Annotated in this window: 25 protein-coding genes; 12 read left to right on the plus strand and 13 right to left on the minus strand. The window is 70.7% G+C overall.

The genetic code is table 11. The annotated features are described in order from the left end of the window. Positions 1-18 precede the first annotated feature (18 nt). Positions 19-714 (minus strand): L,D-transpeptidase, encoded by a 696-nt coding sequence (locus ACFWXQ_RS39340; protein ID WP_200400703.1) that lies wholly within the window; start codon positions 712-714, stop codon positions 19-21. A gap of 311 nt (positions 715-1025) precedes the next feature. Here ACFWXQ_RS39340 and ACFWXQ_RS39345 point away from each other — a divergent pair, with 311 nt between their 5' ends. Further along, positions 1026-1592 carry a hypothetical protein gene (locus ACFWXQ_RS39345; protein ID WP_383939229.1) on the plus strand — a complete coding sequence of 189 codons (567 nt, stop codon included), beginning with the start codon at positions 1026-1028 and terminating at the stop codon, positions 1590-1592. Between the two features lie 145 nt (positions 1593-1737). Further along, a complete protein-coding gene (locus ACFWXQ_RS39350; protein ID WP_383939226.1) occupies positions 1738-3132 on the plus strand; it encodes a pyridoxal phosphate-dependent decarboxylase family protein in 1395 nt (464 codons plus the stop codon). On the opposite strand, the gene ACFWXQ_RS39355 is transcribed toward ACFWXQ_RS39350, so the two are convergent. Then, the gene (locus tag ACFWXQ_RS39355; protein WP_383939223.1) at positions 3119-4381 is read right to left on the minus strand and encodes an MFS transporter; all 1263 of its coding nucleotides are present in this window, start codon (positions 4379-4381) and stop codon (positions 3119-3121) included. The genes ACFWXQ_RS39350 and ACFWXQ_RS39355 overlap by 14 nt on opposite strands. Before the next feature lie 194 nt (positions 4382-4575). Between ACFWXQ_RS39355 and ACFWXQ_RS39360 the strand changes: the two genes are divergently transcribed. Next, positions 4576-5562 (plus strand): SGNH/GDSL hydrolase family protein, encoded by a 987-nt coding sequence (locus ACFWXQ_RS39360; RefSeq protein ID WP_383939220.1) that lies wholly within the window; start codon positions 4576-4578, stop codon positions 5560-5562. Here the strand turns inward: ACFWXQ_RS39360 and ACFWXQ_RS39365 are convergent. The 3 genes from ACFWXQ_RS39365 to ACFWXQ_RS39375 all read right to left on the minus strand — a co-directional run bounded on the left by ACFWXQ_RS39365 (position 5531) and on the right by ACFWXQ_RS39375 (position 10409). After that, entirely contained in the window at positions 5531-7081 is a 1551-nt protein-coding gene (locus tag ACFWXQ_RS39365; protein ID WP_386270295.1) for an AMP-binding protein, read from the minus strand. The genes ACFWXQ_RS39360 and ACFWXQ_RS39365 overlap by 32 nt on opposite strands. Then, positions 7078-9411: a CoA transferase gene (locus ACFWXQ_RS39370; protein WP_383939214.1), complete on the minus strand. Its 2334-nt coding sequence runs from the start codon at positions 9409-9411 to the stop codon at positions 7078-7080. The genes ACFWXQ_RS39365 and ACFWXQ_RS39370 overlap by 4 nt, the downstream gene beginning before the upstream one ends. Positions 9412-9548: 137 nt before the next feature. Continuing rightward, positions 9549-10409: an alpha/beta fold hydrolase gene (locus tag ACFWXQ_RS39375; protein ID WP_386270296.1), complete on the minus strand. Its 861-nt coding sequence runs from the start codon at positions 10407-10409 to the stop codon at positions 9549-9551. A gap of 131 nt (positions 10410-10540) precedes the next feature. Between ACFWXQ_RS39375 and ACFWXQ_RS39380 the strand changes: the two genes are divergently transcribed. Next, a complete protein-coding gene (locus tag ACFWXQ_RS39380; protein WP_383939208.1) occupies positions 10541-11011 on the plus strand; it encodes a MaoC family dehydratase N-terminal domain-containing protein in 471 nt (156 codons plus the stop codon). Beyond that, positions 11008-11427, plus strand: coding sequence for an acyl dehydratase (locus tag ACFWXQ_RS39385; RefSeq protein ID WP_383939205.1), 420 nt, complete (start codon positions 11008-11010; stop codon positions 11425-11427). Before ACFWXQ_RS39380 ends, ACFWXQ_RS39385 begins: the two co-directional genes overlap by 4 nt. 152 nt (positions 11428-11579) lie before the next feature. Here the strand turns inward: ACFWXQ_RS39385 and ACFWXQ_RS39390 are convergent, their stop codons facing one another. Genes ACFWXQ_RS39390 through ACFWXQ_RS39405 form a run of 4 tightly spaced genes read right to left on the minus strand, consistent with a single transcriptional unit; the run spans position 11580 to position 15188 of the window. Continuing rightward, a complete protein-coding gene (locus tag ACFWXQ_RS39390; RefSeq protein WP_386270297.1) occupies positions 11580-12533 on the minus strand; it encodes a zinc-binding alcohol dehydrogenase family protein in 954 nt (317 codons plus the stop codon). Further along, the gene (locus ACFWXQ_RS39395; protein ID WP_383939198.1) at positions 12530-13348 is read right to left on the minus strand and encodes an ABC transporter permease; all 819 of its coding nucleotides are present in this window, start codon (positions 13346-13348) and stop codon (positions 12530-12532) included. Before ACFWXQ_RS39395 ends, ACFWXQ_RS39390 begins: the two co-directional genes overlap by 4 nt. Further along, complete coding sequence (locus tag ACFWXQ_RS39400; RefSeq protein ID WP_383939195.1) at positions 13345-14190, minus strand: ABC transporter ATP-binding protein; 846 nt, start codon at positions 14188-14190, stop codon at positions 13345-13347. The genes ACFWXQ_RS39395 and ACFWXQ_RS39400 overlap by 4 nt, the downstream gene beginning before the upstream one ends. Next, positions 14190-15188: an ABC transporter substrate-binding protein gene (locus tag ACFWXQ_RS39405; protein ID WP_383939192.1), complete on the minus strand. Its 999-nt coding sequence runs from the start codon at positions 15186-15188 to the stop codon at positions 14190-14192. Before ACFWXQ_RS39405 ends, ACFWXQ_RS39400 begins: the two co-directional genes overlap by 1 nt. A gap of 251 nt (positions 15189-15439) precedes the next feature. On the opposite strand from ACFWXQ_RS39405, the gene ACFWXQ_RS39410 reads away from it, so the two are divergent. The 7 genes from ACFWXQ_RS39410 to ACFWXQ_RS39440 all read left to right on the plus strand — a co-directional run bounded on the left by ACFWXQ_RS39410 (position 15440) and on the right by ACFWXQ_RS39440 (position 21725). After that, positions 15440-16645 carry a Rieske 2Fe-2S domain-containing protein gene (locus ACFWXQ_RS39410; RefSeq protein WP_386270298.1) on the plus strand — a complete coding sequence of 402 codons (1206 nt, stop codon included), beginning with the start codon at positions 15440-15442 and terminating at the stop codon, positions 16643-16645. A gap of 115 nt (positions 16646-16760) precedes the next feature. After that, the gene (locus ACFWXQ_RS39415; protein ID WP_383939186.1) at positions 16761-18164 is read left to right on the plus strand and encodes a M20 family metallopeptidase; all 1404 of its coding nucleotides are present in this window, start codon (positions 16761-16763) and stop codon (positions 18162-18164) included. Further along, positions 18161-19117 carry a catechol 1,2-dioxygenase gene (locus ACFWXQ_RS39420; protein ID WP_383939183.1) on the plus strand — a complete coding sequence of 319 codons (957 nt, stop codon included), beginning with the start codon at positions 18161-18163 and terminating at the stop codon, positions 19115-19117. The genes ACFWXQ_RS39415 and ACFWXQ_RS39420 overlap by 4 nt, the downstream gene beginning before the upstream one ends. Then, entirely contained in the window at positions 19114-19974 is an 861-nt protein-coding gene (locus tag ACFWXQ_RS39425; protein ID WP_383939180.1) for an alpha/beta fold hydrolase, read from the plus strand. The genes ACFWXQ_RS39420 and ACFWXQ_RS39425 overlap by 4 nt, the downstream gene beginning before the upstream one ends. A gap of 10 nt (positions 19975-19984) precedes the next feature. Beyond that, the gene (locus ACFWXQ_RS39430; RefSeq protein ID WP_383939177.1) at positions 19985-20797 is read left to right on the plus strand and encodes an IclR family transcriptional regulator; all 813 of its coding nucleotides are present in this window, start codon (positions 19985-19987) and stop codon (positions 20795-20797) included. After that, positions 20794-21315 (plus strand): MaoC family dehydratase N-terminal domain-containing protein, encoded by a 522-nt coding sequence (locus ACFWXQ_RS39435; RefSeq protein WP_383939174.1) that lies wholly within the window; start codon positions 20794-20796, stop codon positions 21313-21315. Before ACFWXQ_RS39430 ends, ACFWXQ_RS39435 begins: the two co-directional genes overlap by 4 nt. Next, on the plus strand, positions 21312-21725 hold the full coding sequence (locus tag ACFWXQ_RS39440) for an acyl dehydratase (protein WP_383939171.1): 414 nt from the start codon (positions 21312-21314) through the stop codon (positions 21723-21725). Before ACFWXQ_RS39435 ends, ACFWXQ_RS39440 begins: the two co-directional genes overlap by 4 nt. A gap of 74 nt (positions 21726-21799) precedes the next feature. On the opposite strand, the gene ACFWXQ_RS39445 is transcribed toward ACFWXQ_RS39440, so the two are convergent. The 4 genes from ACFWXQ_RS39445 to ACFWXQ_RS39460 are packed head-to-tail and all read right to left on the minus strand — an operon-like array spanning position 21800 to position 26850. After that, a complete protein-coding gene (locus tag ACFWXQ_RS39445; RefSeq protein WP_383939168.1) occupies positions 21800-23053 on the minus strand; it encodes a serine hydrolase domain-containing protein in 1254 nt (417 codons plus the stop codon). Positions 23054-23090: 37 nt separating this feature from the next. After that, the gene (locus ACFWXQ_RS39450; protein ID WP_383939165.1) at positions 23091-23906 is read right to left on the minus strand and encodes an ATP-binding cassette domain-containing protein; all 816 of its coding nucleotides are present in this window, start codon (positions 23904-23906) and stop codon (positions 23091-23093) included. Further along, positions 23903-25891 carry a dipeptide/oligopeptide/nickel ABC transporter permease/ATP-binding protein gene (locus tag ACFWXQ_RS39455; protein ID WP_383939162.1) on the minus strand — a complete coding sequence of 663 codons (1989 nt, stop codon included), beginning with the start codon at positions 25889-25891 and terminating at the stop codon, positions 23903-23905. Before ACFWXQ_RS39455 ends, ACFWXQ_RS39450 begins: the two co-directional genes overlap by 4 nt. 17 nt (positions 25892-25908) lie before the next feature. Next, the gene (locus ACFWXQ_RS39460; protein WP_383939159.1) at positions 25909-26850 is read right to left on the minus strand and encodes an ABC transporter permease; all 942 of its coding nucleotides are present in this window, start codon (positions 26848-26850) and stop codon (positions 25909-25911) included. Positions 26851-26867 lie beyond the last annotated feature (17 nt).

Here is a 26867-nt window from a genome sequence, read left to right on the forward strand (position 1 = left end):
CCGGACCGGCCGGCCCGGTCAGGTGCCCGGCTTGCGGCCGTACACGTAGACGTCGTCGTTCTTCTTCAGGAGCGACCAGTACTTCTTGGCGTCCGTCTTCGTCATGTTGACGCAGCCGTGCGAGCCCGGCGGGTTCCACATGCTCACGCCGACCGAGTGGAAGGCCTGGCCGCCGTCGAAGAACTGGCTGTAGGGCATGGGCACGTCGTAGATCGTCGAGACGTGGTCGATGTTCCGCCAGTAGATCTTCTTCAGACCGGTGCGGGTCTCGTAGCCGTTGCGGCCCGTGCGGACCGGCACCGGGCCGTACACGAGGGTGTTGCCGTCCTGGATCCAGCTGAGCTGGAGCGTGAGGTTCACACAGGCGATGCGGCCCTTGTTGACCGGGCATTTGCCGTCCTTGTTGGGGTTTTTCCCGACGGCCTTCTGCTTGTTCATCAGGTCCATCACGCCCCAGGTGACGGAACCGGCGTAGCCGATGTTCGGGGTGATGCCGTGCTTGGTCTGGAAGGCCTTGATCGCCTTGCAGTCGGCGGCCGACTGCCTGCCGTCCACCGGCCGGCCGAGAAACTTCTCGACCTTCTTCTGGTACGGGCCGGTCTGTGTGGTGCAGCTCGCCGCCTGGGCCGGAGCCGCGCCCAGCGCGACGGCCAGCGGCGCCACCAGTGCGGTGACCCCCAGTACGACGGCTGCCCGTCTGCGTGTGTCCCCCATGATCAGGCCTTTCTCGTTCGTTCCGGTCAATCTCTGCCAGCTAGACCCGCGCGGGGCGGCATGGGTTGTGGGGGCGGCCCGGCTGAGACGAAACGATGACATTCGGGCGCCGCGCCCGGCCTCGTGTGGCGGGTGCCACACCCAGCCCGTGGCGCCCTGCCGAGCACACGCCCGCAGGGGTTGTCGCCAGCGCTTTCCGGCCGCCGGCTCCCAACGCGGCAAGTGCCGGACAAGGACTGCGGCGGCCCAACTGCCGTATCAATCGGTCAAGTTCAGCCATTGACGGGTGTCACGGCGGCATGATGTGCCGCATGGACCAAGCCAACACGGTCATCTGGGCGACCGCCCTGGGCATAGGGGGAACCCTGACCGCCGGGCTGACCGGACCGCTTCTCCATGCCAGGTCCTCGCGTCGGCAGGCACAGGAGCAGGAGACCTTCCAGGTCCGGCACCGTCTGCGCGACGAGCGCCGTGCCGCCTTCGCGACCGTGCTCGACGAGTGCGAGGCGTTCCGACAGGGCATCAACGCCGTCATCGAGGCCCGCGTGGCCCTCGAATGGCGGAGCGAGGACGAGCATCGGGGGCTGTGGGAGCCGACCATGACCGCCCTGGGCGCACTGAGCCGGGCGGCCACGAACGTCGCCATCACCGGTCCCGCGCCGATGGGAGAGCTGGCCGACACCGTCCACGCGGCAGCCGTCCGGCAGGCGGACGTCTGGCGCATGCGGCTGGATCTCGACGACCGCCTCGTGCAGAACGGTCAGGCGGACAGTGACCTCATCGACGCCCGCAGACAGTTCATCGCCGCGGCGGAGAAGGTCCTGGCGCCGCCCGACCGGGGCGCCCGGCAGCGGGGCGTACTGCGGCGCTCGCGGTGACGAGGGGCGGACGAGAGGCATTCCCGCCGCGTCGGGGGTTCCGACCACGGTCCATCGAGGGCGGCGGCGACGCCCGCCGACATAGGGCCAGTTTCCCCCGACTGGACCGGGATTTCCGTATGGCCGCCTGCCTACGCTGCCGCTCATGGACCGCGTACTCGCCGACGATCTCTCCCGGCTCCCCGAACTCCTCCAGTCCGCCCGTGACTTCGCCGCCCGTGAGGTGTCGGAGCTCGACACACGGCCCGTGGCCCACCTGGGCAAGGCTCCGGACCCCGAGCCGCTGCCCGCCGGAGGCGCGGGTGCCGAGGGTGCGCTCGCGCGCTTCGCCGAGCGGTGGGCGCCGGGGTTCTCCGCCTCCGCGGGCCCGCGCTATCTCGGCTTCGTGACCGGGGGCGCGACCCCGGCCGCGCTCACCGGGGACTGGCTGACCAGCGCGTACGACCAGAACGCCACCGGCAGGGGCGACTCGTCGGCGACCGCGCTGGAGCACGAGACGCTGGGCTGGCTGCGGGAACTGTTCGGGCTGAGCGAGGCGCACACCGGCGCGTTCGTGACGGGTGCGACCGCCTCGAACACCGTCGGGCTGGCCCTCGCGCGGGAATGGCTGGGCGAGCGTCTGGGCGTCTCCGTGTCCGAGGCGGGTGCCGCCGCGCTCGGGCCGGTCGACGTGCTGTCCGGCAGCCCGCACTCCAGCATCCCCAAGGCCCTGTCCGTCCTGGGCATCGGCCGCGACCGGCTGCGTACGGTGCCGGTGCTGCCCGGTGGCCGGGAAGCCGTCGACGTGGCGCGGCTGGCCGAGGCGCTCGAAGCGCTGGGCGGGCGCCCGGCCGTCGTCGTGGCCAATGCCGGGACCGTGAACACGGTCGACTTCGACGACCTGCGGGCGATCGCGGGGCTCAAGGAGCGGTACGACTTCTGGCTGCACGTGGACGCCGCGTTCGGCGGTTTCGCCGCGTTGTCCCCCGAGCACGCGCATCTGACCGACGGCCTCGACGCCGCCGACTCGGTCTGCGTCGATCTGCACAAGTGGCTCAACGTGCCCTACGACGCGGCCGTGCAGTTCACCCGCCACCGGGATCTCCAGGTGCGGGTCTTCCACAACGCGTCGCCGTATATGGGACCGCCCACGAGCGAGCCCGACTTCGTCCACCTCACGCCCGAGAACTCGCGTCGGCTGCGCGCGCTCCCTGCCTGGTTCTCGCTCACCGCGTACGGCCGTGAGGGACACCGGGAGATCGTCGAACGGAACGTCGCACTCGCCAGGCGCCTCGGCGACCGGATCACGGACGCCCCGGGCCTGCGACTGCTCGCGCCGGTCCGCCTGAACATCGTGTGCTTCACGCTCGACGAGGATCCCACCCGGGAGCGGGTTCACGCGCTGGGCCGGGCCGTCGCCGAATCCGGCGAGGCGTTCATGACGCCGACCGTCTACGAGGGGACGCACGCGCTACGGGCCGCGTTCAGCAACTGGCGTACGACAGAGGCCGATACGGACCGGGTGGCGGATGCCCTGGAGCGTGCGGTCAGTTCTTTGTGACGGGTACTGCTCCGAAGGGCTGTTCGTGGGGCAGTTCGCGGCGTCCGCGGACCGGGGAGAGGAACACCGGCAGGAAGGCCGTGGCGAGCAGTCCGGCGCCGACCCACAACGTGGCGCGCACACCGGCCAGTTCACCGATCAGCCCCGCCACGGCCGCGCCGACGGCGAGGGCGCCGGTGAGGACGAACCTGAACGTCGCGTTCATTCGGCCGAGGAGCGCGTCCGCGGTCATCCGCTGGCGCAGACTCACTCCGAGCACGTTGTCCACGCCCGTCTTGAACAGGACGAGGACTCCCCCGGCGCCCGCGAGCCACAGCCACGGTCCGCGATCGATGAGGGGGACGAGCAGTCCGGCGGGCGCGAGACACAGGCCCATGACGCCGAGGGTGCGGCCGTATCCGAGGCGCCCGGCGAGGGGGCGTGCGCAGCGGGCGCCGAGCAGGAGGCCGACGCCGCCAGCCGCCCAGTACAGGCCCAACGCGCTTGCGGGCAGCCCCAGTTCGCGCACGAACAGCACGGGGAGCATGGTGTTGATGATCTGCGAGCCCAGGTTGGTGAGGGCGGCGGTGAGCGCGAGGGCACGCAGCTCCACATTGCCGAAGACGTGGCGGACCCCCTCGCCGATCTGCTTGCGCAGTCCGACCGTACGGCCCGGTGCGGGCGGCGCCTGACCGGAGCGGACGCGGGTCAACTGGAGTGCGGAGGCCAGATGACTCGCCGCCGTGCAGAGAACGGCCACCGGTGCCGTGAGGAACTGGACCAGCGCGCCGCCCGCGCTCCGGCCCGCCACATTGCTCACGGCCATGAGGCTCATCATGGCGGCGTTGGCCTGCACGAGGGCCTCGCGGCCGACGAGTCCGGGCAGGGTGCTCTGCGAACCGACGTCGAAGAAGACGGTGGCGCAGCCGTTCAGCAGCACCACCGCGTACAACTGGCCCAGTGTGAGCGCGTCCAGCCACCAGGCCAACGGGACGGAGGCGAACAGCACGGCCCGCGCCAGGTCGGCCGCGATCAGCACCCTGCGGTGACGCATCCGGTCCACCCAGGCCCCGGCGGGCAGGCCGATGAGCAGAAAGGCGAGCGTGCTCAACGTGGCCAGGGCGCCGACCTGGCCGGGGCTCGCGTCCAGTTCGGCCACGGCGATCAGCGGGACGGCGACACAGCTGACGTTCGTGCCGAGCTGGCTGAGCGCGGTCGCACTGAAGAGCGTCCTGAAGTCGGGCGTCCGCCATGGGGAGTTGGGCTGCATGATCCACAACCGTGCCCGACGTCGACAGCGCAGCACAAGTGAAGAGTTCTCCACGTTGCTTTAAGTAGAGCTACATTGTCACGGTCCGGCGCCGGCCATGTCCGAGCGGGCCGAGGCCTGAACAGCTCTTCCCCCTTGGGTCCCGCTGTGCTTGTCTGGGGGCCGTTTTCGGTGGCCGGGGCGGGAGTTGCCGTATGCGCAAGCCGTGGATGGCCGGGGTGCTGGCCGGGTTACTCCTGCTCGGCGCCTGCGGGGACCCCTCGTCCGGCCCCGAGTCCGCTGCGCCCGTCCCCTCGGCACCCAGGGCATCCTCGACCACGCATCAGCGGCCGGCCGCCACGCCCGGGACCGACACCGGGGCCGAGCCGAAACCCGAGGCCGAGCCGAACACCGAGCACAGCACCGGAGCCAGTACCGCGGCCGGGGCACCCGCACAGCGCACCCGCCCCACCGTCCTCTACCTCGGCGACTCCCTCGCCATGGAGAACCAGAAAGTCCTCGGCGGCCTGATGCGCGACGAGTTGAAGGCGCGCTACACCAGCGCCCCCTACTCGGGCACCACCCTCTGCGACTACCTGGAGGGCACGGGCAAGGACTCGCTCGTGCCGCCGAAGGACAAGGCCGCCGCACTGGTGCGTACGCTGCGGCCGGATTTCGTGGTGCTGCAGTTCTGGGGCAACGCGTGGGGCTACACGCCGTGCATGGACGGCATCACCCATGGCAAGGCGCAGAGCAAGTACTTCGCGCGCTACACCGCCGACGCGCGGCGGCTGACCGACCAGATCGCGGGCGCGGCGGGCGGGGCCCGGCCGAAGGTCGTCTGGGTGCTCCAGGGTCCCGACCCCATGACGCCCGACCGGGTCCGCCGCGTCAACGCGATCTACGAGCGGCAGGCCGCCGCCTCCGGGGACCTGCTCGCGGACGCCGGCAAGGCGGTGAGCCCGGCCTCGGCCCGCTACACCTGGACCCAGTACCTGCCGTGCACCGCGTACGAGCGCGAGCACCCGGCGTACTGCACCCAGCCGGGCAGCGGCCGGACCGCCCTGCACATCGACGACGACTACCTGCACTTCTGTCTGGTCCCCACCACCACGACACCCAGGCCCTGCCCGGTCCGCTCCCCCGGCATCCTGCGCATCACCCGGGCGATCACCCGGGCTGTGGCCTCACAACTGGGCTGACCCCCGCGGCCCGGTCCCAGGTGCCGGCGGTGACGCCCCGTTCACGCAGTACGGTCTTGCGGACCTTGCCTGTCTCGGTGAGCGGCAACTCCGGGACGGTCTCGATGAACCGGGGCACGGCGAACGCGGGCAGCTCACGCTCGCAGTGACGTACGAGGTCGTGGAGGTCCAGGGCGCTCCCCGGTCGCGGGAGCACCGCCACCATGACCTCGTCCTCCGCCAGTTCGGAGGCCACCGGGAAGGCCGCGGCATCGGCGACCGCGGGATGCGAACGGACCGCCGACTCCACCTCGAACGAGGAGATGTTCTCGCCACGGCGTCGGATGACGTCCTTGACCCGGTCGACGAAGCGGTACGAGCCGTCGGGCTCGCGGACCACACGATCGCCCGTACGTCGCCAGGAGGCGGGAGGCCGTTCAGGGGCGCCCAAGTAGCCGGTGGAGAAGGCGAATCGCCGGTGGCTGCGGACGACCAGCTCACCAGCCGTGCCGTCCGGGACGGGTGCGAGGTGTTCGTCGACCACCCGGGCTGAGAAGCCGTCGCACAACGTGCCGATGCGGCCGGGGCGTTGGGCTTCCGGGGTCGATCCGATGACGAGGTTCGTCTCCGTGGAGCCGAAACCGTCGACGAGGGTGACGCCGAAGCGCTCGCGGAACGGCTGCCACGCGGAGGCGGGAGTGGCCGGTGAGAGGCCCCGCCAGGCGCGGTGCGCCCGGTCGTGCCGGCCGGGCGGCTGCGCCAGCAGCATGGGCGCCATCGCGCCGAGCAGATACACGGCGGTGGCACCGCTCTGGGCCACCTGGTCCCAGTACCGCGTGGCGGAGAACCGCTCCCCGATGACGCAGGTCGCGCCCACGGTCATGGCGTGCGCGAGCGTGTTGAGGGCGTTGGTGTGGAACAGCGGCAGGCACGTGTGGAGCACGTCGTCGGCGGTGAGACGCAGCGAGTCCGCGACGTTGCGGCCCCACCAGACGGTCTGGGCATGGGGGCAGAGCACACCGCGCGGGGTGCCGGTGGTTCCCGAGGTGAACAGGACGAAGACGGTGTCCTGAGGGCGGGCGGGGGCCGACGGGACCGCGGGGGCCTCACCCGGTGCCGGGACGTCGTCCTCGCCCAGGATCCACAGCGTGCCGCGGAAGCCGGCCTCCACGGCCCTGTCCGCCGACTCGGCCTCCGCGAGCAGGAAGGACGGCCGCGCCTCGCGCATGATGTGCCGGAGTCCCTGGCCGCGCAGACCGGTGTTCAGCGGTACCAGCACCGCGCCGAGCCAGGCGCAGCCGAGGATCAGGTCGACGAACTCGATCCGGTTGCCGGCCATGACGGCGACGCGGTCACCCGGCCGGCAGCCGCGCGCCGCGAGGGCTCCCGCCATCTCGGCCGCGGCCCGCCGGGACTGCCGGTACGTCCGTGTCACGTCCCCCACACGCAGGAAGACCCGGTCGCCGAACTCCTCGGCGGCCGCGGCCAGGAGTCCCGGCACGGTCATGGCGTCCACCGCGGCACCGGGGTGTCCGATCACCTCAGCACACCGTCGGCGCGCAGGTGTTGGATCCGTTCCGGGGTCAGTCCCGCCACATCGCGCAGTACCGCGTCGGTGTCGGCGCCGAGTACGGGCGCGGGTTCACGGATGCCGCCTGGTGTACGGGCGAGGGTGATCGGCACGCCCTCGTGGAGGAAGGCTCCCGCCACCGGATGCTCCTTGCTCACGTAGAAGCCGCGGGCCCGCAACTGCGGGTCGTGTTCCACGAGTTCGCGGCCGTCCTGCACGGCTCCGGCGGGGATGCCGCGGGCTTGGAGCAGTTCGGCGGCGGCGTCGGCGGACATCGTGCGGGCCCAGGTGCCGAGCGCGCCGTCGACCAGCGCGGATTCACGCCTGCGGGCCTCGGCGGTACGGGTCCGCTCGTCGGTGGCGAGTTCGGGGCGGCCGATGACCTCGCAGAGGGCCGACCATTCGGTGTCGTCGCGCACGCTGACGGCCAGCCAGCGGTCGGCGCCCAGGGACCGGTACACGCCCTGCGGGCTCCACGTCGGGTGGCTGTTCCCGGCCGGACCCGCCGCCGTCCCGTGCAGGAGGCTCGTGCCCATGTGGGCCGTGATCGCCTCCAGTTGGGACAGGTCGACGTGCTGACCGCGCCCGGTCTCGTCCCGGTGTTCCAGCGCGGCGATCGTGGCGAGCGCCGCGTGGAGGCCGGCCACGATGTCTCCGTGGCCGTAGATGACCCCGACCACGTCGTCCGGACCCCAGCCGGTCAGCCCGGTCAGCCCCGAACTCGCCGAGACGGTGTCCGCGTACGACACCCAGCCGTTGCGCGGGCCGGTGTGCCCCATGCCCGACATGCTGACGTACACGATGTCCGGGTTGATCGCGCGCAGCGCCTCGTGTCCCAGGCCGAGCTTGGTCATGACCGTGGAGCTGAAGTTCTCCACGACGACGTCGCAGTGGGCGATGAGGTCGCGCAGGACGGCGACGCCCTCCTCGGTGCGGGTGTCCAGGGCGATGCTCTGCTTGTTCCGGTTGACCTCGTTGAAGTAGCCGTTGGTGTTCGGGTCCTTGTGAGGGCCCCGGGACAGGTGCATGAAGGGTGCGAACCGCGTGGGGTCCGGCCGGCCCGCGGACTCGACTTTGATCACTTCGGCACCGTGGTCGGCCAGGATCTTGGTGCAGTACGGGCCGGCGAGCACCCAGGTCAGGTCCAGGACGCGGACGCCGTGCAGGGCGGGCCGTACGGGCTGGTCGTGCGCCGGTGCCGTACGTGCCGCGCGGGGCGGCTCGTCGAGCAGGCTCTGGTCGTCGCCCAAGCCCGGCACGACGAGTTCCGTCCTGCGGCGGCCTTCGGGGAACGCGAAGGGGAAGCCGAGGTCGGTCCGCTCCCCGTCGGGTGTCGTGACCCGGGTGAAGAAGTCGCGGGCGGCGAGCTGTGGGTTGTCGGGGAGTTCGTGGGGCAGGTCGACGGCGGCCCAGGGCAGCTTTCTTGCCTGGGCCTGCCGGGCGAACTCGGCTTTCGGCCGGGTGCCCACGAAGTCCTGGACGACCTTGAAGACATGGTCCTGGTGCTTCTTGCGTTCGACCGGGTCCTGCCAGCGCGGCTCGGCGAGATCGGCGTCCGCGTTCTCCTCGCGCAGCCAGTCGAGCAGCGCGTCCCACATACGGGGGCTGCCGCCGAGCCCGCCGCCGAGGTGGCCGTCGGCCGCGCGGAACAGCGCGTGCGGGACCAGCGGATGGACGCTGCCGGGGCGCGGCGGGACCCGGTCCTCGTGCAGGTAGGCGAGGGTTCCGGCCTCCAGGGCCGCCGCCACGCACGCCTGCGCGGAGACGTCGATGAGCTGTCCCGGTCCGCGGCGCCGGGCTCGCAGGCCGAGCAGGGCGGCGATCGCCGCGTTGACGCCCGCGAGCTGCTCGGCCTGGTTCTCCGGGAGCCGCAGCGGCGGACCGTCGGGATCGCCGACCTGCGCGAGCATCCCGCCGAGGGCGGCCACCACGAGGTCGGTGCCCTGCCAGTCGCTGCGGGGTCCCACCAGCCCGAACGGGGTGACGCGTACGTGCACGAGCTGGTCGAGTCCCTCGGTGGCCTCCTCCGCGCCGTGCTCGGTGCCGTCGAGCAGGATGTCGGCGCCCCGCAGCAGCCGGCGCAGCTGTGCGGTTCCGTCGGGCGCGGCGAGGTCGACCGTCACCGAGCGCTTCCCGGCGTGCCAGTGGACGAACGCGTCACCGCCCTGTTCCCGGCGGGTCTCGTCACCTTCCGGCGGCTCGACCAGCACCACCTCGTGACCGAGCCCGACGAGCAGCCGCCCCGCGAACCGGGCGAACGGGCTGGACAGTTCGACAACACGCGGTGCCGGCTCGGTCACGTTTCCTCCGGGAGGGTCAGTCGGATACAAGCGGCCTGTGTGGGCTCCGGTGCAGTGCCGCGCCCCGTAGGGGGCGCGGGGAACTGCGCGATCAACCCCCACCGGCCCGCAGATTGATCACTGCTGCCGAGCGGAGCTCAACGCTGGTTCAGAAAGCCGCTGACCACGCTGTGGTAGTCGTAAGGCCGCTCCTCCTGCGGATGATGCGAGGCCTCACTCATGATGTGCAGATTGCCCTTGGGAACCATGCGGGCGAGCATCAGCGGGTAGTCCGGAGTCAGGAACGCGTCGTACATGCCCCACAGGAAGAGCACCGGCGCGGCGATGCGGCCGAGTTCGGCGGTGAGGTCCTGCCAGTCGCCGCGCGGGTTGTCGGAGGCGCCGGCCAGCGCGGTCTCCTCGGGGTCCAGGCTCTGCTCGAAGCGGAGCGTCACCGTGCCGTCGGGGACGGCGTCGGCGTCGTACCACTCAAGGCGCGCGATCAGCTCGCGCATCTTCTCCCAGGAGGGGCCGGTGCCGCCGTAGTACACGTCTCGGGCGTTGCGTCCGCGGCGGCCGCCTTCCGGGAGGGGGGCGAGCGGCCCGTAAAAGACGGGCATGCTGCCGGTGATCACCAACGACCGTACGCGCTCGGGGTACTTGGCGGCCAGGTTGAGCGCGATCGTGCCGCCCCACGAGTTGCACACGAAGTCGGCGCGCTCCACGCCGAGGGTGTCGAGGAGTGCCACGGTCTTGGCCGCGTGGTAGTCCCACATCGGGCCCTCGATGACGGGCTTCGCGGACTTCCCGTACTGCAGGATGTCGACGAGGAGGCACCGCCGGTCCGCGGCGAACAGAGGTGCCACCTGCCCGAAGTCGGACCAGCCGGTGCACCCGGGGCCGCCGCCGTGCAGGAAGACGGTGGGGCTGCCCTCCCCCAGCTCGACGTAGTGGTATTTGACGCCGTCCGCTTCCGCGTAGGTGCCCTCCGGGGGCGCCTGGATGTCCATGAGGTCCATCCCTCGATGGTGTGACAGCGGTGGTGATCCGCCCAAGCGGTTCGGTCCGCTGAGCGAGCCGGGTCCATGGCCGTCGTGCGCCGCGTACGTCTACCGTCCCCCGGACACGAGCGAGCGAAGGGAGGCCGCGGATGTCCGAGTGGCAGTCGGCGGAGGAACGGGCCCGGGCGTTGACCGGTCTCTGGGAACAGCGGTCGCTCGGGGTCGTACGGGCCGAGGACGCGGCCGAGTTCGCGCGGGCGGCCGGGGAGAGCGACCTGCGGCTGATCGATCCCGGCCGGGCCGACTTCATGGTCCATCCGATGTACGCCGTGAGTCTGCTGCGCGCGGCTCCCGGCGCGGATCCGGCGGAGTTCCGGCCGGACGGCATGTACCGGGACGAGGTCCCCGGCACCGACGGCCTCGACGTCCGCCTCATGGCCGGCGGCCAGCATGTGCGCTGGCTGGGCGAGGTGCGGGTCGGCGACCGGATCGAGGTGCGGCGCGCCGTGACGGCCGTCGAGCGCAAGAGCACGGGGTTCCTGCTGCTGACGGTCGAGAAGGCGTACGGCACGGAGAAGGGCACGTTGGTCGAGGTCACAGAAAGGTTCATCGTGCGATGACCGATCAGGTCCAGTCCGTACAGCCGGTCGAGCTGACGCCGGACGCCGTCACCCTGCTGCGGTTCGGTGCGGTCACCCGCAACGCCCATCGCATCCACTACGACACCGAGTTCGCCCGCTCCGAGGGGCTGGCCGGGCCGGTCGTCATGGCGCAGCTGCACGGCTGTCTCTTCCACCGCGCCGCGGCAGAGTTCGTGGGCCCGGGCGGCCGGGTACGGGAGGTGAGCTGGCAGAACCGGGCGCCCGCGTACGCCGGTGATCGCCTGGTGGTGACGGGCGAAGTGCGGTCGGTGGACCCTGTGGGCGGAGAGATCACCCTCGACCTGGTGGAGCGCTGTGGGCCGGAGGGTGTGGTGTGCTGCCGGGGCCATGCGGTGGTGCTCCCGCCGCGGGACGGCGATGCCGTACCCGTCTGACACGGTTCCCGGACGACGCCTTCGCACGCCGAACGGCAAGCTCCTGTCGGTCTCATCGACACCGTCGACCACGTCTTGCACGACCACGTCTTGCACAGGTCCGGCCCGAGGTGCTGCCCGCCCTTGAGGGCCGGCAGCACCTCGGCCCGGGGTCAGCCCAGTTCCAGCACCACCTTGCCGATCGCCTCCCCGGTGCGAAGCCGGTCCACCGCCTCCTCCAGCCCGTCGAGGCCGTACCGCTCTATCGGCAGGGTCAGCTCCCCCGTGCGCAGTTCGCCGAGCAGCCGTTCCGCGTCCGCCGCGACCTCTGCGCCCCGGGTCATCAGGTTGACCGGCAGCAGGGAGACGTCCGCGAGGAGGAAGTCCGCGAGGTCCACGGCGAACTCACGGCCCGCGGTGTAGCCGACCAGGACGGCACGGCCGCGGGGGCGTATCAGGGGCAGGGCGTCCCGCAGGACCGGGCCGCCGACCGTGTCGATGAGGACGTCGACCGGGCCACCCACCGACTCGGGCGACAGGTCCGCCGCCAGCAGGGGCTTGGCGGCGGCCGGGACGTGGTCGAGTTTGCCGGGGCGGCCGACCACGCCGATCACCTCGGCCCCGGCGCGCGCGGCGACCTGCACGGTCAGGGATCCGACCGCGCCCGCCGCCCCGGTCACCAGCACCCGCTCCCCCGGCCGGACGTCGGCGACCACATGGACCGCCGCCCAGGCCGTGCCCGCCGGCGAGAAGTAGCTGCAGGCCAGCGCCGGGTCGGTGCCCTCCGGAACCGCCTGCACCGCCGCGTCCGGCACCAGCGCGTGCTCCGCCCAACAGCCGTCCCGCCGCATGCCCAGGCCCTTGCCGCCGAGCCGGACCAGGCTGCCCTCGGGGTGGGTGTCCGAGGCGAGCACGATTCCGCAGCCGGTGGTGCCGGGTACCGCCGGAAGGTCGGGCAGGATCCCGAACTTGCCGTCCACGACGTTGAGATCGAGGTGGGCGACCTGCGCCGCCCGCATCCGTACGAGGGTGCGGCCGGGCTGCGGCTCCGGAACGGGCCGCTCCACCGGACGCGGCAGCGAGCCGAACCGGTCGAGCAGCAGGGCGCGGGAGGTCCCGGAACTCACAGTTTCACTCCATATCGAAGCAGGACCCGGGACGCCACGATCCGCAGCACCCGGTCGAACACGAACCCCAGGATGCCCAGGGTGATGATGCCGACGAAGACCCAGTCGATCCGCCCGTAGTTGCGGGAGGTCCAGATCAGCGAGCCGAGCCCGACCTGGGCGGCGACGATCTCGGCGGAGACGATGGTCAGGAAGCTGTTGCCCATGGCCAGGCGCGCCCCGGTGACGATGTGCGGAACCGTCGACGGCAGCACGATCCCCACGAGGATCTGCCGGCGGCCCGCGCCGAGACTGGCCGCCGCCCGCAGCTTCGACTCGTTCACCGCCATCACCCCGGCGCTGGTGTTGAGGGTGACGATGAAGACGGCCGTGTAGAAGATCAGGACGACCTTCGACGACTCCCCGATGCCGAGCCACACCACGGCCAGGGTCACGAAGGCGATGGGCGGGATGAAGCGGAAGAACTCGATGTACGGGTCGAGGAGTTGGCGTACGACTTTGATCTGGCCCACCAGCAGGCCGACCGGGACCCCGACCAGTACGCCGAGTCCCCAGCCGATCAGGATGCGGCGGCTGGAGGCGATGATCGAGTTGGTGAGGGTGCCGTCGCTCGCCAGTTCCCGGGCGGCGGACAGGGTCTGGCTCGGGGAGGCGACCAGTGAGGGGCCGTACTTCATCGCCAGCAGTTGCCAGATGCCGACGCCTGCGAGGACGGACAGGATGTAGACGCCGGCGGTGCGCAGTGTCCGTACGCCCGTCCGGATCGCGCGGCGATCAGTACTCGTGGCGGTGGCGCCCGCCGCAACGACGGTCATCGTGCGTCCCCCTCCGTGTCGAGGCCCTGGTCGCGCAGGGCTTTGCGTACCTCTTCGCCGATGTCCTGCCGCAGGGCGCGGCGCAGCTCCACGGCGGCCGGGTCGGACTCCTCCCGGGGCCGCGGAAGGTCCACCGCGTAGACGTTCTTGATGGAGGCCGCGGGGCCGGCCGTCATCACCGCGATGCGGTCGGCGAGCAGGATCGCCTCGTCGATGTCGTGGGTGACGAAGACGACGGTGCAGCCGGAGGCGCGCCAGATGCGGTCGGTCTCCTCCTGCATGACCTGCCGGGTCTGCGCGTCGAGCGCGCCGAACGGCTCGTCCATCAGGACGACGTTCGGTTCGTTGGCCAACACCCGGGCGATCTGCACGCGTTGGCGCATGCCGCCGCTCAACTGGCCGGGAAACCGGTCCGCGCAGTGCCGCAGTCCGACCAGCCCGAGGTATTCGTCGGCCAACTGTGCCTGCACCGCGCGGGAGCGGCCGCGCATCCTCGGCCCGAACAGCACGTTCTGACGGACCGTCATCCAGTCGAAGAGGGCCTCGCTGCTCTGGAAGACCATGCCGAGGTCGGGATCGGGACCGGTGACGGGCGCGCCGCCGACCGTGAGGCTGCCCGAGTCCACGGTGGTGAATCCGGCCATGGCGGACAGCAGAGTGGACTTGCCGCAGCCGCTCGGGCCGAGCAGACAGAGGAACTCGCCGGCGGCGATGTCGAGGGAGATGTCCCGGACGGCCTCGAAGGAGCCGAAGCGGATGCCGACGCCGTCGGCGCACAGGGCCGCGCCGCTTCCGTCGCCGAGCCCGGCTTCGGGGCGGTCGGTCTCGATCGCCTTCGTCATCAGGATCCCTTCACGTTGTCGGTGAACCAGCCGCGCTGGACGACCGCCGTGACATCGGGTTTCGCCTTGACCTTGCCGCTGTCGAGGACGAACCGGGCCGTGTTCTCGTACCCCTTGAGGTCCGCGTCGGTGAAGTCACGTACCCCGAAGTCGATTTCCTTGATCGCGGTCACGGTCTGGGCCGTCGGGACCTTCACGGCCTTCTCGGTCGCCTCGGCCGCCTTCTGCGGGTCGGACTCGGTCAGCCGGGCCGCCTCCTCCAGGGCCTCGGCGACCTTGACGGCGGTGTCGGTGTTGGACTTCAGCCAGTCGGACTTGGCCAGCAGCCACTGGGCGTACGTCACCCCGTAGGCACCGGTGGTCTCCAGGACCTTGCCGCCCTGCTCGACGCCCTTGGTGGGCCACGGCTCCCACAGCACGTACGCGTCGATGTTGCCCTTCTTCATCAGGGCGGGGATCTCCGGCGGGTCGGCGGTGATGAACTCGACCGACTTCGGATCGATGTCCTTCGACTCCAGGAACCGGGTCGCCGCCATCTCGGACAGTCCGGGGGCGACGGCCATCTTGCGGATCTTCGCGGGGGAGGTCACCTTCGGCCCGAGCACCACCTTCAGATACTCCCCGGACTGTTCGAACACCAGCAGGGACCGCAGGTCGGGGGACTGCTGGAGCATGCTGATGGTGGTGGTGTCCGAGTTCCCGGACATCTGCACCTGCCCGGCAATCAGGTTGTTGACGCCCTCGCTGCCCTGCCCGAACTGCACGAGCTGCACATTGACGCCGTGCTTGGCCCACAGCCCTTCGGCGTCGGCGAGGAAGAAGGGGGTGTAGGCGGCGTCGACACCGACGCCGATACGGATCGTGGGACCCGCGGCGTCGTTGCCCGCGGCCGCGTTCGAGTCGGTGGTCCCCGCGCCGCACGCGGTGAGCGTGAGAAGCATGGCGGCGAGTGCTGCGGGGCCTGCGAGGAAGCGTCGGGTGCTGAACGGTGTCTGCATGGGGCACCTCAGGGGTTGCGGCAAGTCGTCGGAATGGGGCCCTGGAATTGGCGCACCGTAGAACGCGGGATGCCGAAGGCGCATCGACGAAGGTCCGCTGAGCGGGACTCGCAGGTCATGGCCGGGTCCTCGGCCCGGCCCCACCGCCCGGACGAGTGCGGTCTGCTCAGCGGGACAGGTCCCTTGGACGGATCCCTCGTCCACCGCATGCTCGCAATCACCGTTCACCCGGCAGCAGGAGGACACGCACGATGACGGTCGAGGACTCGCCCGACGCACCACCCCCTGTCCGGAGCCGCCGCAGACCGGCAGAGCCCGGCCGGCAGGACTGGAAGTCGTGGCCCCACTACGACGCGGCCGGAGCGGGTTTCCGCGGCTACTGGTACCCGGTCACCTGGTCCAGCCAGATCACGGACAAACCGCTCCCGTTCACGATCTGTGGCGAGAAGATCACCCTGATCCGGGACGGCGGCACGGCGTACGCGCTGCACAACCGCTGCCCGCACCGAGGGGTTCCGCTCTCCGAGGGCGACCAGCAGTTCCCCGGCACGGTGAGCTGCCCGTACCACGGCTGGACCTTCGACCTGCCCACCGGGAAGCTGGCCGCGGTCATCACCGACGGACCCGGCTGCCGGCTCACGGGCAAGGTCTCCGTCCGCACGTACGCGGTCGAGGAGCGGCTCGGCATGGTGTGGGTCTACATCCCGCTCGCCGACGAGGAACCGCACCCGATCGACTCGCAGCTGCCGGAGGAGCTCGTCTCCAACGCCTTCGTGATGGGCGGCCGGATCGACCCGCGCGGCGGCAACTGGCGCTTCGCCTGCGAGAACGGCTTCGACGAGGGCCACGCCAAATACCTGCACCGCACGGCACTCTGGCGCCTGTTCAAACCCATGCCGACCTGGAACATCACCCGGATCGTGCCCAAGGGCCGCTGGATCTTCCGCGTCCAGGACGAGGTCTACTGGGAGGCGGAGTTCCCCGGGGTCGGCCGCTGGTCCAACAAACGCTGGTGGAAGTTCCAGCCGCCGAAGGAAACCTTCAACATCGGCAACACCGGCAAGGCAGACAAGATCAATCCGACGATCGAGGCCCAGGAGTTCCCCGGCTTCGCGTCCCTGTCCATGCCGGGCGTGCTGCGCATCGCCTACCCGAACTTCATCCACTACGAGTTCTATGTCCCCGTCGACGAGGACAACCACCGCTATGTCGGCGTGATGGTCAACTTCACCGAGGGCTGGGACACCCTGCGCTTCTACGGCAAGTACCTGGGCGCGATCCGCTGGCTGTTCCACGGCCAGTTCTCCGGCCAGGACGCCTGGATGGTCGACATCACGGACGCGCCCCCGGAGAAGCTCTACCGCCCCGACATCTCGCTGACCGCCTGGCGGAACCTCAGCGAGGAGGAGTACGGCAAGAAGCTGGCCGGCGCCGGAACCCACGAGAAGGAGGCCTGACCATGGGCCGCACGCTGCTGACGCTGCTGATCGGGGCCGGGATCGCGATCGGGCTGCCGCTCGCGAAAAAGCGCTTCGAGCGCACCACCATGACCCAGGTCCACAGGATCAACCAGTGAGCGCCGCCGAACTCATCGGTGCGGAGCGGCCGTCGACCGCCGACGGGCTGGCCGGTCTGGACGGCCGGCGGCGCGGCTGGGTCGAGGACGCCTGGCGGCACGTCACCGCCGACCGGTTGCGCGACCTGATCGCCGGGCTCGTCGACATCCCCTCCCCGACCGGTGACGAGGGCTCGCTCGCCAAGCACATCGCCGACACGCTGAAAGCCGCGGGCTGCCGGTCGGCGGTCCAGCCTCTCGACGACCGGCAGGCCAACGCCTGGGCCCGGCTCGACGGCGACGGCACCGGTCCGGACCTGATGCTCTACGCGCCCATCGACACCCTGACCGTCGGTGAGGAGAGCGAGGATCTCCCCTGGATCGGCCCGGAGTTGCGGGACGACATGCGTCCGCGGGCCACCGTCTACGACGACCTGGTGGTCGGGCTCGGGGCCTCCAACCCGAAGGGCCACGCGGCCTGCGTGATGATGGCCGCCGAGGCGATCGCCCTGGCCGGCATCCCGCTCACCGGGGACCTGGTGGTGGCGTTCGGCGCGGGCGGCATGCCCACCAACTCCCGGCCGGGCAGCGCCAGGCGCAACACCGGCCAGGGAGCGGGCTGTTCGTTCCTCCTTGAGCAGGGCCTGTGGACCGACTACGCGGTCATCGCCAAGCCCGGCTGGACGGTGTCCTGGGACGAGGTCGGCCTCGTCTGGTTCGAGGTCACGGTCGGCGGCACGCACACCTACGTCGGCTCGCGCCATCGGCTGCCGTACGACAACGCCATCGCCCGCGCGGGAGAGGTCACCCGGCATCTGGAGGAGTGGTTCGTCGAGTACGCCGAGCAGCACACCGTCGGCACGGTCGCCCCGCAGGGCATCGTCTCCTCGGTGCGCGGCGGCTGGCCGCGGATGGCGGCGGTCACCCCGGCCGTCTGCACCCTGATGGTGGACCTGCGCATCGGCCCGGACACCACCCCGATGCGCGCCAAGCGGGAGTTCTCCGCCGCGCTCGACGCGATCCGCGACAAGCTGCCCGGACTCGACGTCACCGCCGAGATGATCCTGGCCATCCCGGGGACGCGCACGGCCCCGGACAACTGGATCACCCGCAGCGCCACGGCCGCCTGGGAGGCGTTCGAGGGCCGCGAGCACGAGGCGATCCGCGGCAACAGCGGCGCCACCGACGCCAACATCCTTCGCGGACGCGGCATCCCCACGGTCCGCGTCGGCATGCCGAAGGTCAGCGAGGCCGAGACGCCGTTCGACATCGACTTCGCCCGCGGCATGAACACCGTCTCCGTGCGCGCGATGGAGAGGCTCACCCGCCATCTGATCCGTACGGCCGTCGACACCGTCACCCGCTCCCGCGCCGAACTGGACCTGGATCTGGACCTGGAGTCGGAAGGAGAACCGGCATGAGCGAGATCGTCCTGGGTGTGGGCGCGTCGCACAGCACGCTGATGAACACCCACTGGGAGGAGACCTTCCACAAGGACCGGGCCGAGCGGTTCCGGGACGCGCTCGCCGAGGCCCGCGAGGCGCTCGCCGAGGCCCGCCCCGACACGGTGATCCTCGTCGGATCCAACCACTTCCGCGGCTTCTGGCTCGACCTGATCCCCAGCTTCACCATCGGCGTCGGCGAGTGCGTGTCCAGCGGCGAGTCCGGCACGCCGAAGGGCCCGCAGCCGGTCGACATCCCGCTCGCCCGGCACCTCGCCAACTCCCTTGTCGAGCAAGGCACGTTCGACCCCGCCTTCTCGGCCCGCCTTCAGATCGACCACGGCCAGTCGCACGCCATCCAGTACCTCCTCGAAGGCCTGGACGTGGAGCTCGTACCGATCGTCGTGAACGTCTTCGCCCCTCCACTGCCCACCCTCGAACGCTGCGAGGCGCTGGGCCGGGCGATCCGGGACGCCGTACTGGCCTTCCCGGAGGACCGCCGGGTCGCGGTGGTCGGCTCAGGCGGGCTCTCGCACCGGCTGCCCTGGCCGGACTGGCGCGAACCGGACGGCGACGACGAGGAGTTCATGGTCGGCGCCTGGCTGAACGGCCGGGAGAACTGGCAGGACTACGACGTCAGGCGCCGCGAGATCATCCGGGCCGCCGAGGCCTCGCTCAACCCGGAGTTCGACGAGGAGTTCCTGTCCCTCGTCCCGCGCGGCGAGATACGGAACATCACCGCCTACTCCACCGAGGAGTTGGAGAAGGTCGCGGGCAACGGGGCGCAGGAGCTGCGCACTTGGCTGCTGATGTCGGCCGTCCTCGACCATGTGCCCGGCCGGCGGCTGGCGTACGAACCGATGCCCGAGTGGCTCACGGGGATGGCCGTCGCCGTCCTCGACCCCGCACACCCCCAGGAAAGGCAGTCATGAGCATCTGGACCGAGCTGTCGGGCATCGACTACCGCCACGCGTACGTCGAGACCGGCGATGTCACCACCCGGGCCCTGCAGGCCGGCCCCGAGGACGGCGAGCACGTGGTCTTCCTGCACGGCACGACCGGCCATCTGGAGGCGTTCGTCCGCAACATCCCTGCGCACGCCACGGCCGGCTACCGCTGCCACGCCATCGACATGCTGGGCCACGGCTACACCGGCAAGCCGGACCGCCCGGGTGAAATCCCCGCGTACGTCGACCACTTGATGGCCTACCTGGACGCGGTGGGCGCCGAACGCGCGCACCTGGTCGGTGAGTCGCTCGGTGGCTGGGTTGGCTCCTGGGCGGCGAGCGAGTACCCGGAGCGCGTCGCCTCCCTCCAGCTGCTGTGCATGGGCGGCACGAAGGTCAACCCGGCGGTGATGGAGCGGCTCAAGACCTCCACCCGGGCCGCCGCCGTCAACGAGGAGATCTCCTACACCCGGGACCGGCTGCGGCTGCTGTGGGCCGACTGGGACGAGGAGCTGGGCGAGGAACTGACCCAGGTGCGGTACGAGATCTACCACCACCCCGACTTCCAGAAGAACCTGCACAACCTGCTGGCGTTGCAGGAGCCCGAGGCGCGCGAGCGCAATCTGCTGCGGCCCGACCGGATGGCGCGGATCAAGGCCCCGACGCTGGTGGTGTGGGGCAACAAGAACCCGCTCGGTGACGTCCCGGAGGCCGAGGCGATCACCGCCGCGATTCCGGGGGCCCGCCTTGAGGTATTCAACGAGTGCGGGCACTGGCCGCAGCACGAGAAGGCCGATCTCTACAACCCGCTCAGCCTGGCGTTTCTCTCCAAATCGTCGTGAGGTGCCTGCCATGACCGTCATCCCGATCGATCACGCCGTGTCGCCCGTCGCGTCCGCGAATGCGTCTGCCTCTCCCTTTCCCGACCCGATGAACTCCGTGCTCGGCAAGGTCCGGCCCATCCTTGAGGCGTTCACCGTCGACGACAGTTCCCTCTCCCTCGCCGACCTGGTGCGCCGTACGGGCGTGGCGAAGGCAACCGTGCACCGGCTCTGTCAGGAGCTGGTCGTCTGGGGGCTGTTGGAGAGAGCGGGGTGCAACTACCGGCTCGGGCTGCGGCTGTTCGAGATCGGTCAGCGGGTGCACCGGCAGCGGATCCTGCGCGAGGTGGCCCAGCCGTACATGGAGGATCTTCTGCTGGCCACGCAGGAGACCATCCACTTCGCGATCCACGACGGGCTCGACGTCGTCTATCTGGAGAAGATCCTGCCCCACCGGGGGCTGAGCGAGGAGTCCCGGGTGGCGGGCCGGCTTCCGCTGTACTGCACGGCCACCGGCAAGGCGATCCTCGCCTTCTCCCCCGCCGCGCTGTTCGGTGAGGTGATCAGGAACGGGCTGAAACCCTTCACGCGCCGCACGATCACCTCACCCGGCCTGCTGCGCGGGCAGCTGGAACGGATCCGGGAGCAGGGCATCGCCACCGAGGCGGAGGAGATCCGCCTCGGCTACATGAGCATGGCCGTGCCGGTCTTCGGCCGGCAGGAGACTCCGGCGGGCGCGCTGTCCATCACCGCTCCCACCTACCGGGTGGACGCCGCCGCACACGCGAGCGCGCTGCGCGCCGCGGGCCTGGGCATCGGCCGGTCGTTGCGGGCGGCCCTGTGAGCGTGCTGGACGACGTGCTGTCCCGGGCCCGTGGCCTCATCGGCCGGTGGGAGGACGAGGACTGCGGCACGGTGACGGTCAAGGAGTTCTGCCGGTACGCGGCCGCGGTCGACGATGTCGGCTATCTGCGGCGGGCGCGGGCCCGTGAGGCGGCCGGGGAACCGGTCGAGGCTCCGCCGCTCTTCCTCGCGGCGACCATGAGCTGGGAGGACGGGCCCGCCGAGGAGGACCTGCGCCCCGACGGCCTGGCCGTCAGGGAGTCGCCCTGCACCCAGGGCCTCGCCGTCCGCCAGGTGCACGGCGGACAGGCGGTGCGCCTGACCCGGGCCCCGCTCGCGGGCACCCGGGTCACCGCGTCGCGTACGGTCACCTCGGCCGAGCGGAAGCACGGCCGGTCCGGCGACTTCGTACTCCTCGGCCTCACCACCCGCTACACCTCGCCGGACGGGAACGAACTGACCGCCGTGGACGAGACGATCGTCGTCCTGGACGCCCTGCCGAAGGAAGTCACCGCGTGAACGCCCCTGCCGTCGTGGGCGATGTCTGCCCACCGCGCCGGTACACGCACAGCAGGCTGCAGCTGTTCCGGTTCAGCGCGGTGTCGTGGAACTCCCACCGCATCCACTACGACGCCGGGTTCGCCGCCTCGGAGGGCTTCTCCGACGTGGTCGTACAGTCGACGCTGCACGGTCAGACGCTCACCCGGTACGCGCTGGAGTGGGCCGGTTCCGACGCGTGCCTGGAGTCGGTGAGTTGGCGCAACGTCACGACCGCCGTGGCCGGTGAGCCGCTCACCTGGAGCGCCACCGTGCGCGCGGTGGCGCCCGGCGACTCAGGGGTGCGGGTGACGCTCGACGTCTCCGTGCTCCGGGACGACGGCGCTCCCTGCGTCACAGGACACGTCGACCTCACTTGCGGAAGTCGATGATCTTGCGCGACTCGACGGCATCGGCGTCGCCGATGCCGCGAGCGGCGTAGGTGATCTCCGGCAGCACCCGCGGTTCAGGTGGTCATGGCCTGGTACACAAGGTTTCGCAACTGACGGCGGACGGGCGGTCGGTGCTTGCCCCAGGTGACGACCTGGGTGCAGAACACGGCCGTGACACCGTCGACCGGGTCCACGAAGAAGTGGGTGTTCGCCGCACCCGACCAGCCGAACTCCCCCTTGTTGCCGAACGAACCGGCGGCCACGGGATCCGTGACGACGTAGAAGCCCAGCCCGAACCCACAGCCGCGGTGCTCGTCGTCGGGGTACCGCGCGAAGGTGCTCAGATCGGCGCCGCCGGGCAGGTGGTTCTTCGTCATGAGCGCGAGCGTCCGGGGGCCGAGCAGCCGCTCGCCGTCCAGTTCGCCGCCACGCACCAGCATGGTCACGAACCGGTGGTAGTCCTCCAAGGTCGACACCAGCCCGGGAACACCGCTCCCGGACGGGAACTGGGCCGGCTCCCGGAAGGTGCGGCGCAGTTCCTGGTTCACGGCGAGTCGGCCCGACTCGGGGTCCGGGCTGTAGACCTCCGCCAGATCCGTCACGCGCTCGGGCGCGAGCGAGAACGTCGTGTCGGTCATCTTCAGCGGGCCGAGCACGTTCGTCCCGATGAACCTGTCGAGGGTCTCGCCGCCGCAGACCTCGATGATCCGGCCCAGTACGTCGACGCCGAGGGAGTAGTTCCACGCGGTGCCCGGTTCGAACAGCAGTGGCAGACCGCCCACTTCGGCACACATCTGCTGGAGTGTCGTGCCGGGCAGCGGGAGCACGTCATGGCCCGCCTGGCGGTACAGCGCGTCCACCGGGTCCATGTGGGCCAGCCCGAGGGTCAGTCCGGCGGTGTGCGTGAGCAGATGGCCCACGGTCACCGGGTGAGCTGCCGGGCGGACCCGTACGCTTCCCGGCGCCCCGCCGTCGTACACCGCCATGTCCGCGAACTCGGGGATGTACGCGCTGACCGGGTCGTCGAGTCCGAGGAGACCCCGCTCCACCAGCATCATGGCGGCGACGGACGTCACCGGTTTCGTCATGGAGTAGAGGCGCCACAGGGTGGTGGGCTCGACCGGCAGTCCGAGTTCGAGGTCGCGGAGTCCGCCGCCCGCCGCGTAGACGGGTTCTCCGTCGCGGGCCACGAGTGCCGACCAGCCCGGGATGACTCCGAGTTCCGTCTGCCGGTCGAAGAACTCGGCGATCCGCCCCAGCCGTTCCGCGCTGAAACCCGACTTCTCCGGGGGCCTGGTGACGCCGAAACGGTCGGCGAACTGCTGCATGCGTACCTCCGTGTACGGGAGTTGGGGACTGACCGCGTCAACGGGCGGAAGGGGCAAGGGTGTTGTCGACCCCGGCCGCCGCCAGCAGCCGTCGCGTGTAGGGATGCTCCGGGGCGGCGTAGACGTCCTCGGTCGTGCCCGTCTCCACGACGTCGCCGCGGTACAGGACGACGATCCGCTGGGCGAGGTGCCGGACCACGGCGAGGTCGTGGGAGATGAACAAGTAGCTGACACCCGTCTCCCGTTGGAGATCGGTGAAGAGGTTCAGGACCTGTGCCTGGACCGACAGGTCGAGCGCGCTGACCGGCTCGTCGCACACGATGAGTTTCGGCGACATCACCAGGGCCCGGGCGATCGCGATCCGCTGCCGCTGTCCTCCGGAGAACTGGCGCGGGTAACGGTCGGCCGCCTCGGCCGGCAGCCCCACCAGCGCCAGCACCTCCCGTACCCGCTCAAGGACCACGGACCGGTCGTCCCGCGAGTGCACCAGAAGCGGTTCGGCCAGGGTCTGGCCCACGGTCAGGGCCGGGTTGAGCGAACCGTTGGGGTCCTGGAAGACGGCCTGGATGCTCTTGCTCAACTCCCTGCGCCGGGCACCGACGGCATGGGTGATGTCCTGGCCGTCGAACAGGATCGTGCCCTGCGAGGCGGCCGTCAGACCGAGCACGGCACGGCCCAGGGTGGACTTGCCTGAACCGGACTCCCCGACCAGAGCGAGGGTCTCGCCCGGCCGGATGTCCAGGGACACGTCCCGGATGGCCGGAGTGCCCTTGCCCCGACGGTGGTACGACACCGACAGATCGCGGATGTCGAGCAGGGACTGTCCCGTCGTGCTGACGTCGGTCGTGGTCACGAGGACACCTCCAGCTCTTCGGCCGGCTCTTCCCCGGCCAGGATGCAGCGGGCGACACCCAGGTCATCGGGCTGCACGAGGACGATCGGCGCCTCCGTGCACCGGGAGACACGATCGGGACACCGCTCGGCGAAGTGACAGCCGACGGGCCACTGCCCCGGGGGTGGCACAGTGCCGGGGATGGTCGGGATGGGTTCGCCCACCGTCGCCAGCCGCGGGTTCGCCGCGAGCAGCTTGCGCGTGTACGGGTGCCTCGGCGCGGTCATCACGCGGTCCGTCGGACCGGCTTCCACCACCTGGCCCGCGTACATGACCAGGGCGGTGTCGCATGCCTCCGCGAGGACGTCCCAGTCGTGGCTGATCATCAGCAGGGCCATGCCGGTGTCCCGCTGGATCGTGCGCAGCAGCTGGACGATCTCACGCTGGACGGTGACGTCGAGCGCCGTGGTCGGTTCGTCGGCGACGAGGATGCGCGGGCGCCCGGCCAGCGCGACGGCGATGGAGACGCGCTGCGCCATACCGCCCGAGATCTGCGACGGGCGCAGCTTCAACACCCGGTCGGGATCGGGGAGTTGGACCTGGGCGAGCAGTTCGCGCGCCCGGAGGGTGGCGTCCTTGCGGGAGAGCTTCTCGTGGGTGCGAACCGCCTCGCGCAGCAGGTTCCCGATGGTGAACAGGGGGTCGAGGCCGACCATGGGTTCCTGCGAGATGAAGGCGATGGTGCCGCCGCGCAGTGCACGCCACTGAGCTGCCCGGAACGGGCCGACGTCGGTGCCGTCGATCTCGACCGTGCCCGAGGAGACGCGGGCTCCACTGGGCAGCAGGCCGAGCACCGCCAGCCCTGTCATGGATTTGCCGCACCCGGATTCGCCGACCAGTCCCACACTGCGGCCCTGCCCCACGGACAGGCTCACGTCGCTGATCAGATCGACCTCGCCCTGCGCGGTGTCCGCGGTGACGGTCACGTTGCTGAGCTTGACGACCGGGTTGGGCTCCGCCAGCAGCCAGGCGTCGTCGGGTTCCAGTACCTTCGCGGCGGCCACCGCCGGGGCGGACGTCCTGCGGCGCCGGGTCGGCGTCGCGTGTGACGTACCGGACCAGCGCTCGGCGAGCATGTCTCGCAGGCCGTCGCCGAGGACGATCAGCGCCGCGGCCGTGACGGCGACCAGACCACCGGTCGGGATGGCCAGCCAGAGGCTCTCGTTGAGAGTCTGCGCTGCGTCGGCCATCATGCCGCCCCAGGTGGGAGCGGGCGGCTTCACTCCGAGACCGATGGCGTTCAGGCCGGCCGCGATGAGCAGGGTGTTCACGCTCGCCAGCGCCGCGTTCACCAGGATCAGGCCGGTGATCCGCGGCAGCACGTGCCGACGGGCCACGCGCCAGGTGCTGAGCCCGGAGACCTGCGCCGCCGCGACGTAGGTCTCCCGGCCGACCGTCAGCGACGCCGACCGGACGACCCGCATCATGCCGGGGATCGACAGCAGGCCGACCACGACCATGGCCGCGGTCATGCTCTGCGAGAACAGGGCCAGCACGATCAGCAGCAGGATGATGCCGGGGATCGACATCACCACGTCGGCCAGTCGCATCAGCACCGCGTCGATACGGCCCCGGCGCAGGCCGGCGATCAGGCCGAGGGGAATCGCAATCACCAGGGTGATGGCCACGGCGATCGCGATCTGCTGGAAGGTGTCCGAGCCGCCGTACATCAGACGCGACAGCACGTCGCGGCCGAGCCGGTCGGTACCGAGCAGATGCTGCGCGCTCGGCCCGGTCGACGCCGCGGCGAAGTCCGCCTGCTGCGGTGGGTACGGCGCGAGCCACCGGGCGCCGAACGACGCGATCAGCTCCAGGACCAGGATCACGGCCGGAATCGCGATGCGCGGCCTGCGCAGGGCGCGGCGCAGGAGGGACACGTGCGGCGGGCGCGCCGGGGCTGAGGCGACAGAGACCTGAGCGATCTCGGTCTGCTCGGGTTTCGTCATCGATGTCTCCTGCGTGCTCATGCGGCGACCGCCTGTGGGTTGAGCCAGCCGATGGCGAGGTCGAGCAGGAGGTTCAGTCCGACCACGATGAGGGTGAAGTACACCGCTACTCCCTGGATCACCGGAATATCGCCGCTGGACGCGGCCGTGACCGCCGCACTGCCCAGACCGGGCAGACCGAAGAGTTCCTCGATCACCACGGCCGATCCGAGGAGGCCGATGAGGTTGTTGCCCGACACGGTCAGGACGGTGACGGAGATGTGTCGCAGAGAGTGCTTGAAAAGGATCGACCGCTCGCTGACGCCGTTGGCCCGCAGGTTCCGCACGAAGTCCCGGTTCAGCACGTCGGCGAACTGCTCCCGCGTCTGCTTGGCGATGACCGTGACCAGGGCGAAGGCCAGGGCGGCCACCGGCAGCAGCAGCGAGCGCAGCCAGCCGCCGGCGGACTCCCCGAAGAACACGTATCCGTTCGCGGGCAGCAGGCCGAACTGGGTGTTGAAGATCCAGATGCCCAGCAGACCGACCCAGAAGGCGGGGATGGTCATGCCGGCGATGGACGCGGAGTCCGCGGCGAGCCGCGTGGTGCGGCCGCCGCGAGCGCTTGCCATGCCCAGCACGACTCCGATGAGCAGCGCGAGCAGGGTGGTCGCGATCACCAGGGACAGCGTCACCCCCAGCCGGGTGTTGAGCGAGCCCGCGACCGACTCGTTGCTGCTGATCGAGCTGCCGAGGTCGCCGTGCACCGCGTCCCGCAGCCAGGCCCAGTAGCGCTCCCAGACCGGCTGGTCGAGGTGGAGGCGGTGCCGCAGCGCGGCGATCGACTCGGGTGAGGCGGTCAGGCCTCCGATGGACCGGGCGGCGTCACCCGGAATGAACAGCTGGAGGAAGAAGGTGAGCGCCGAGACGAAGAGCAGCAGGGGCACAGCCTGCACGATCCGCATTCCGCTGGTTCGCCACATGACGTGATGCCTTTCTC

The sequence above is a fragment of the Streptomyces sp. NPDC058697 genome (assembly GCF_042715345.1).
GTDB lineage: Bacteria > Actinomycetota > Actinomycetes > Streptomycetales > Streptomycetaceae > Streptomyces > Streptomyces liliifuscus.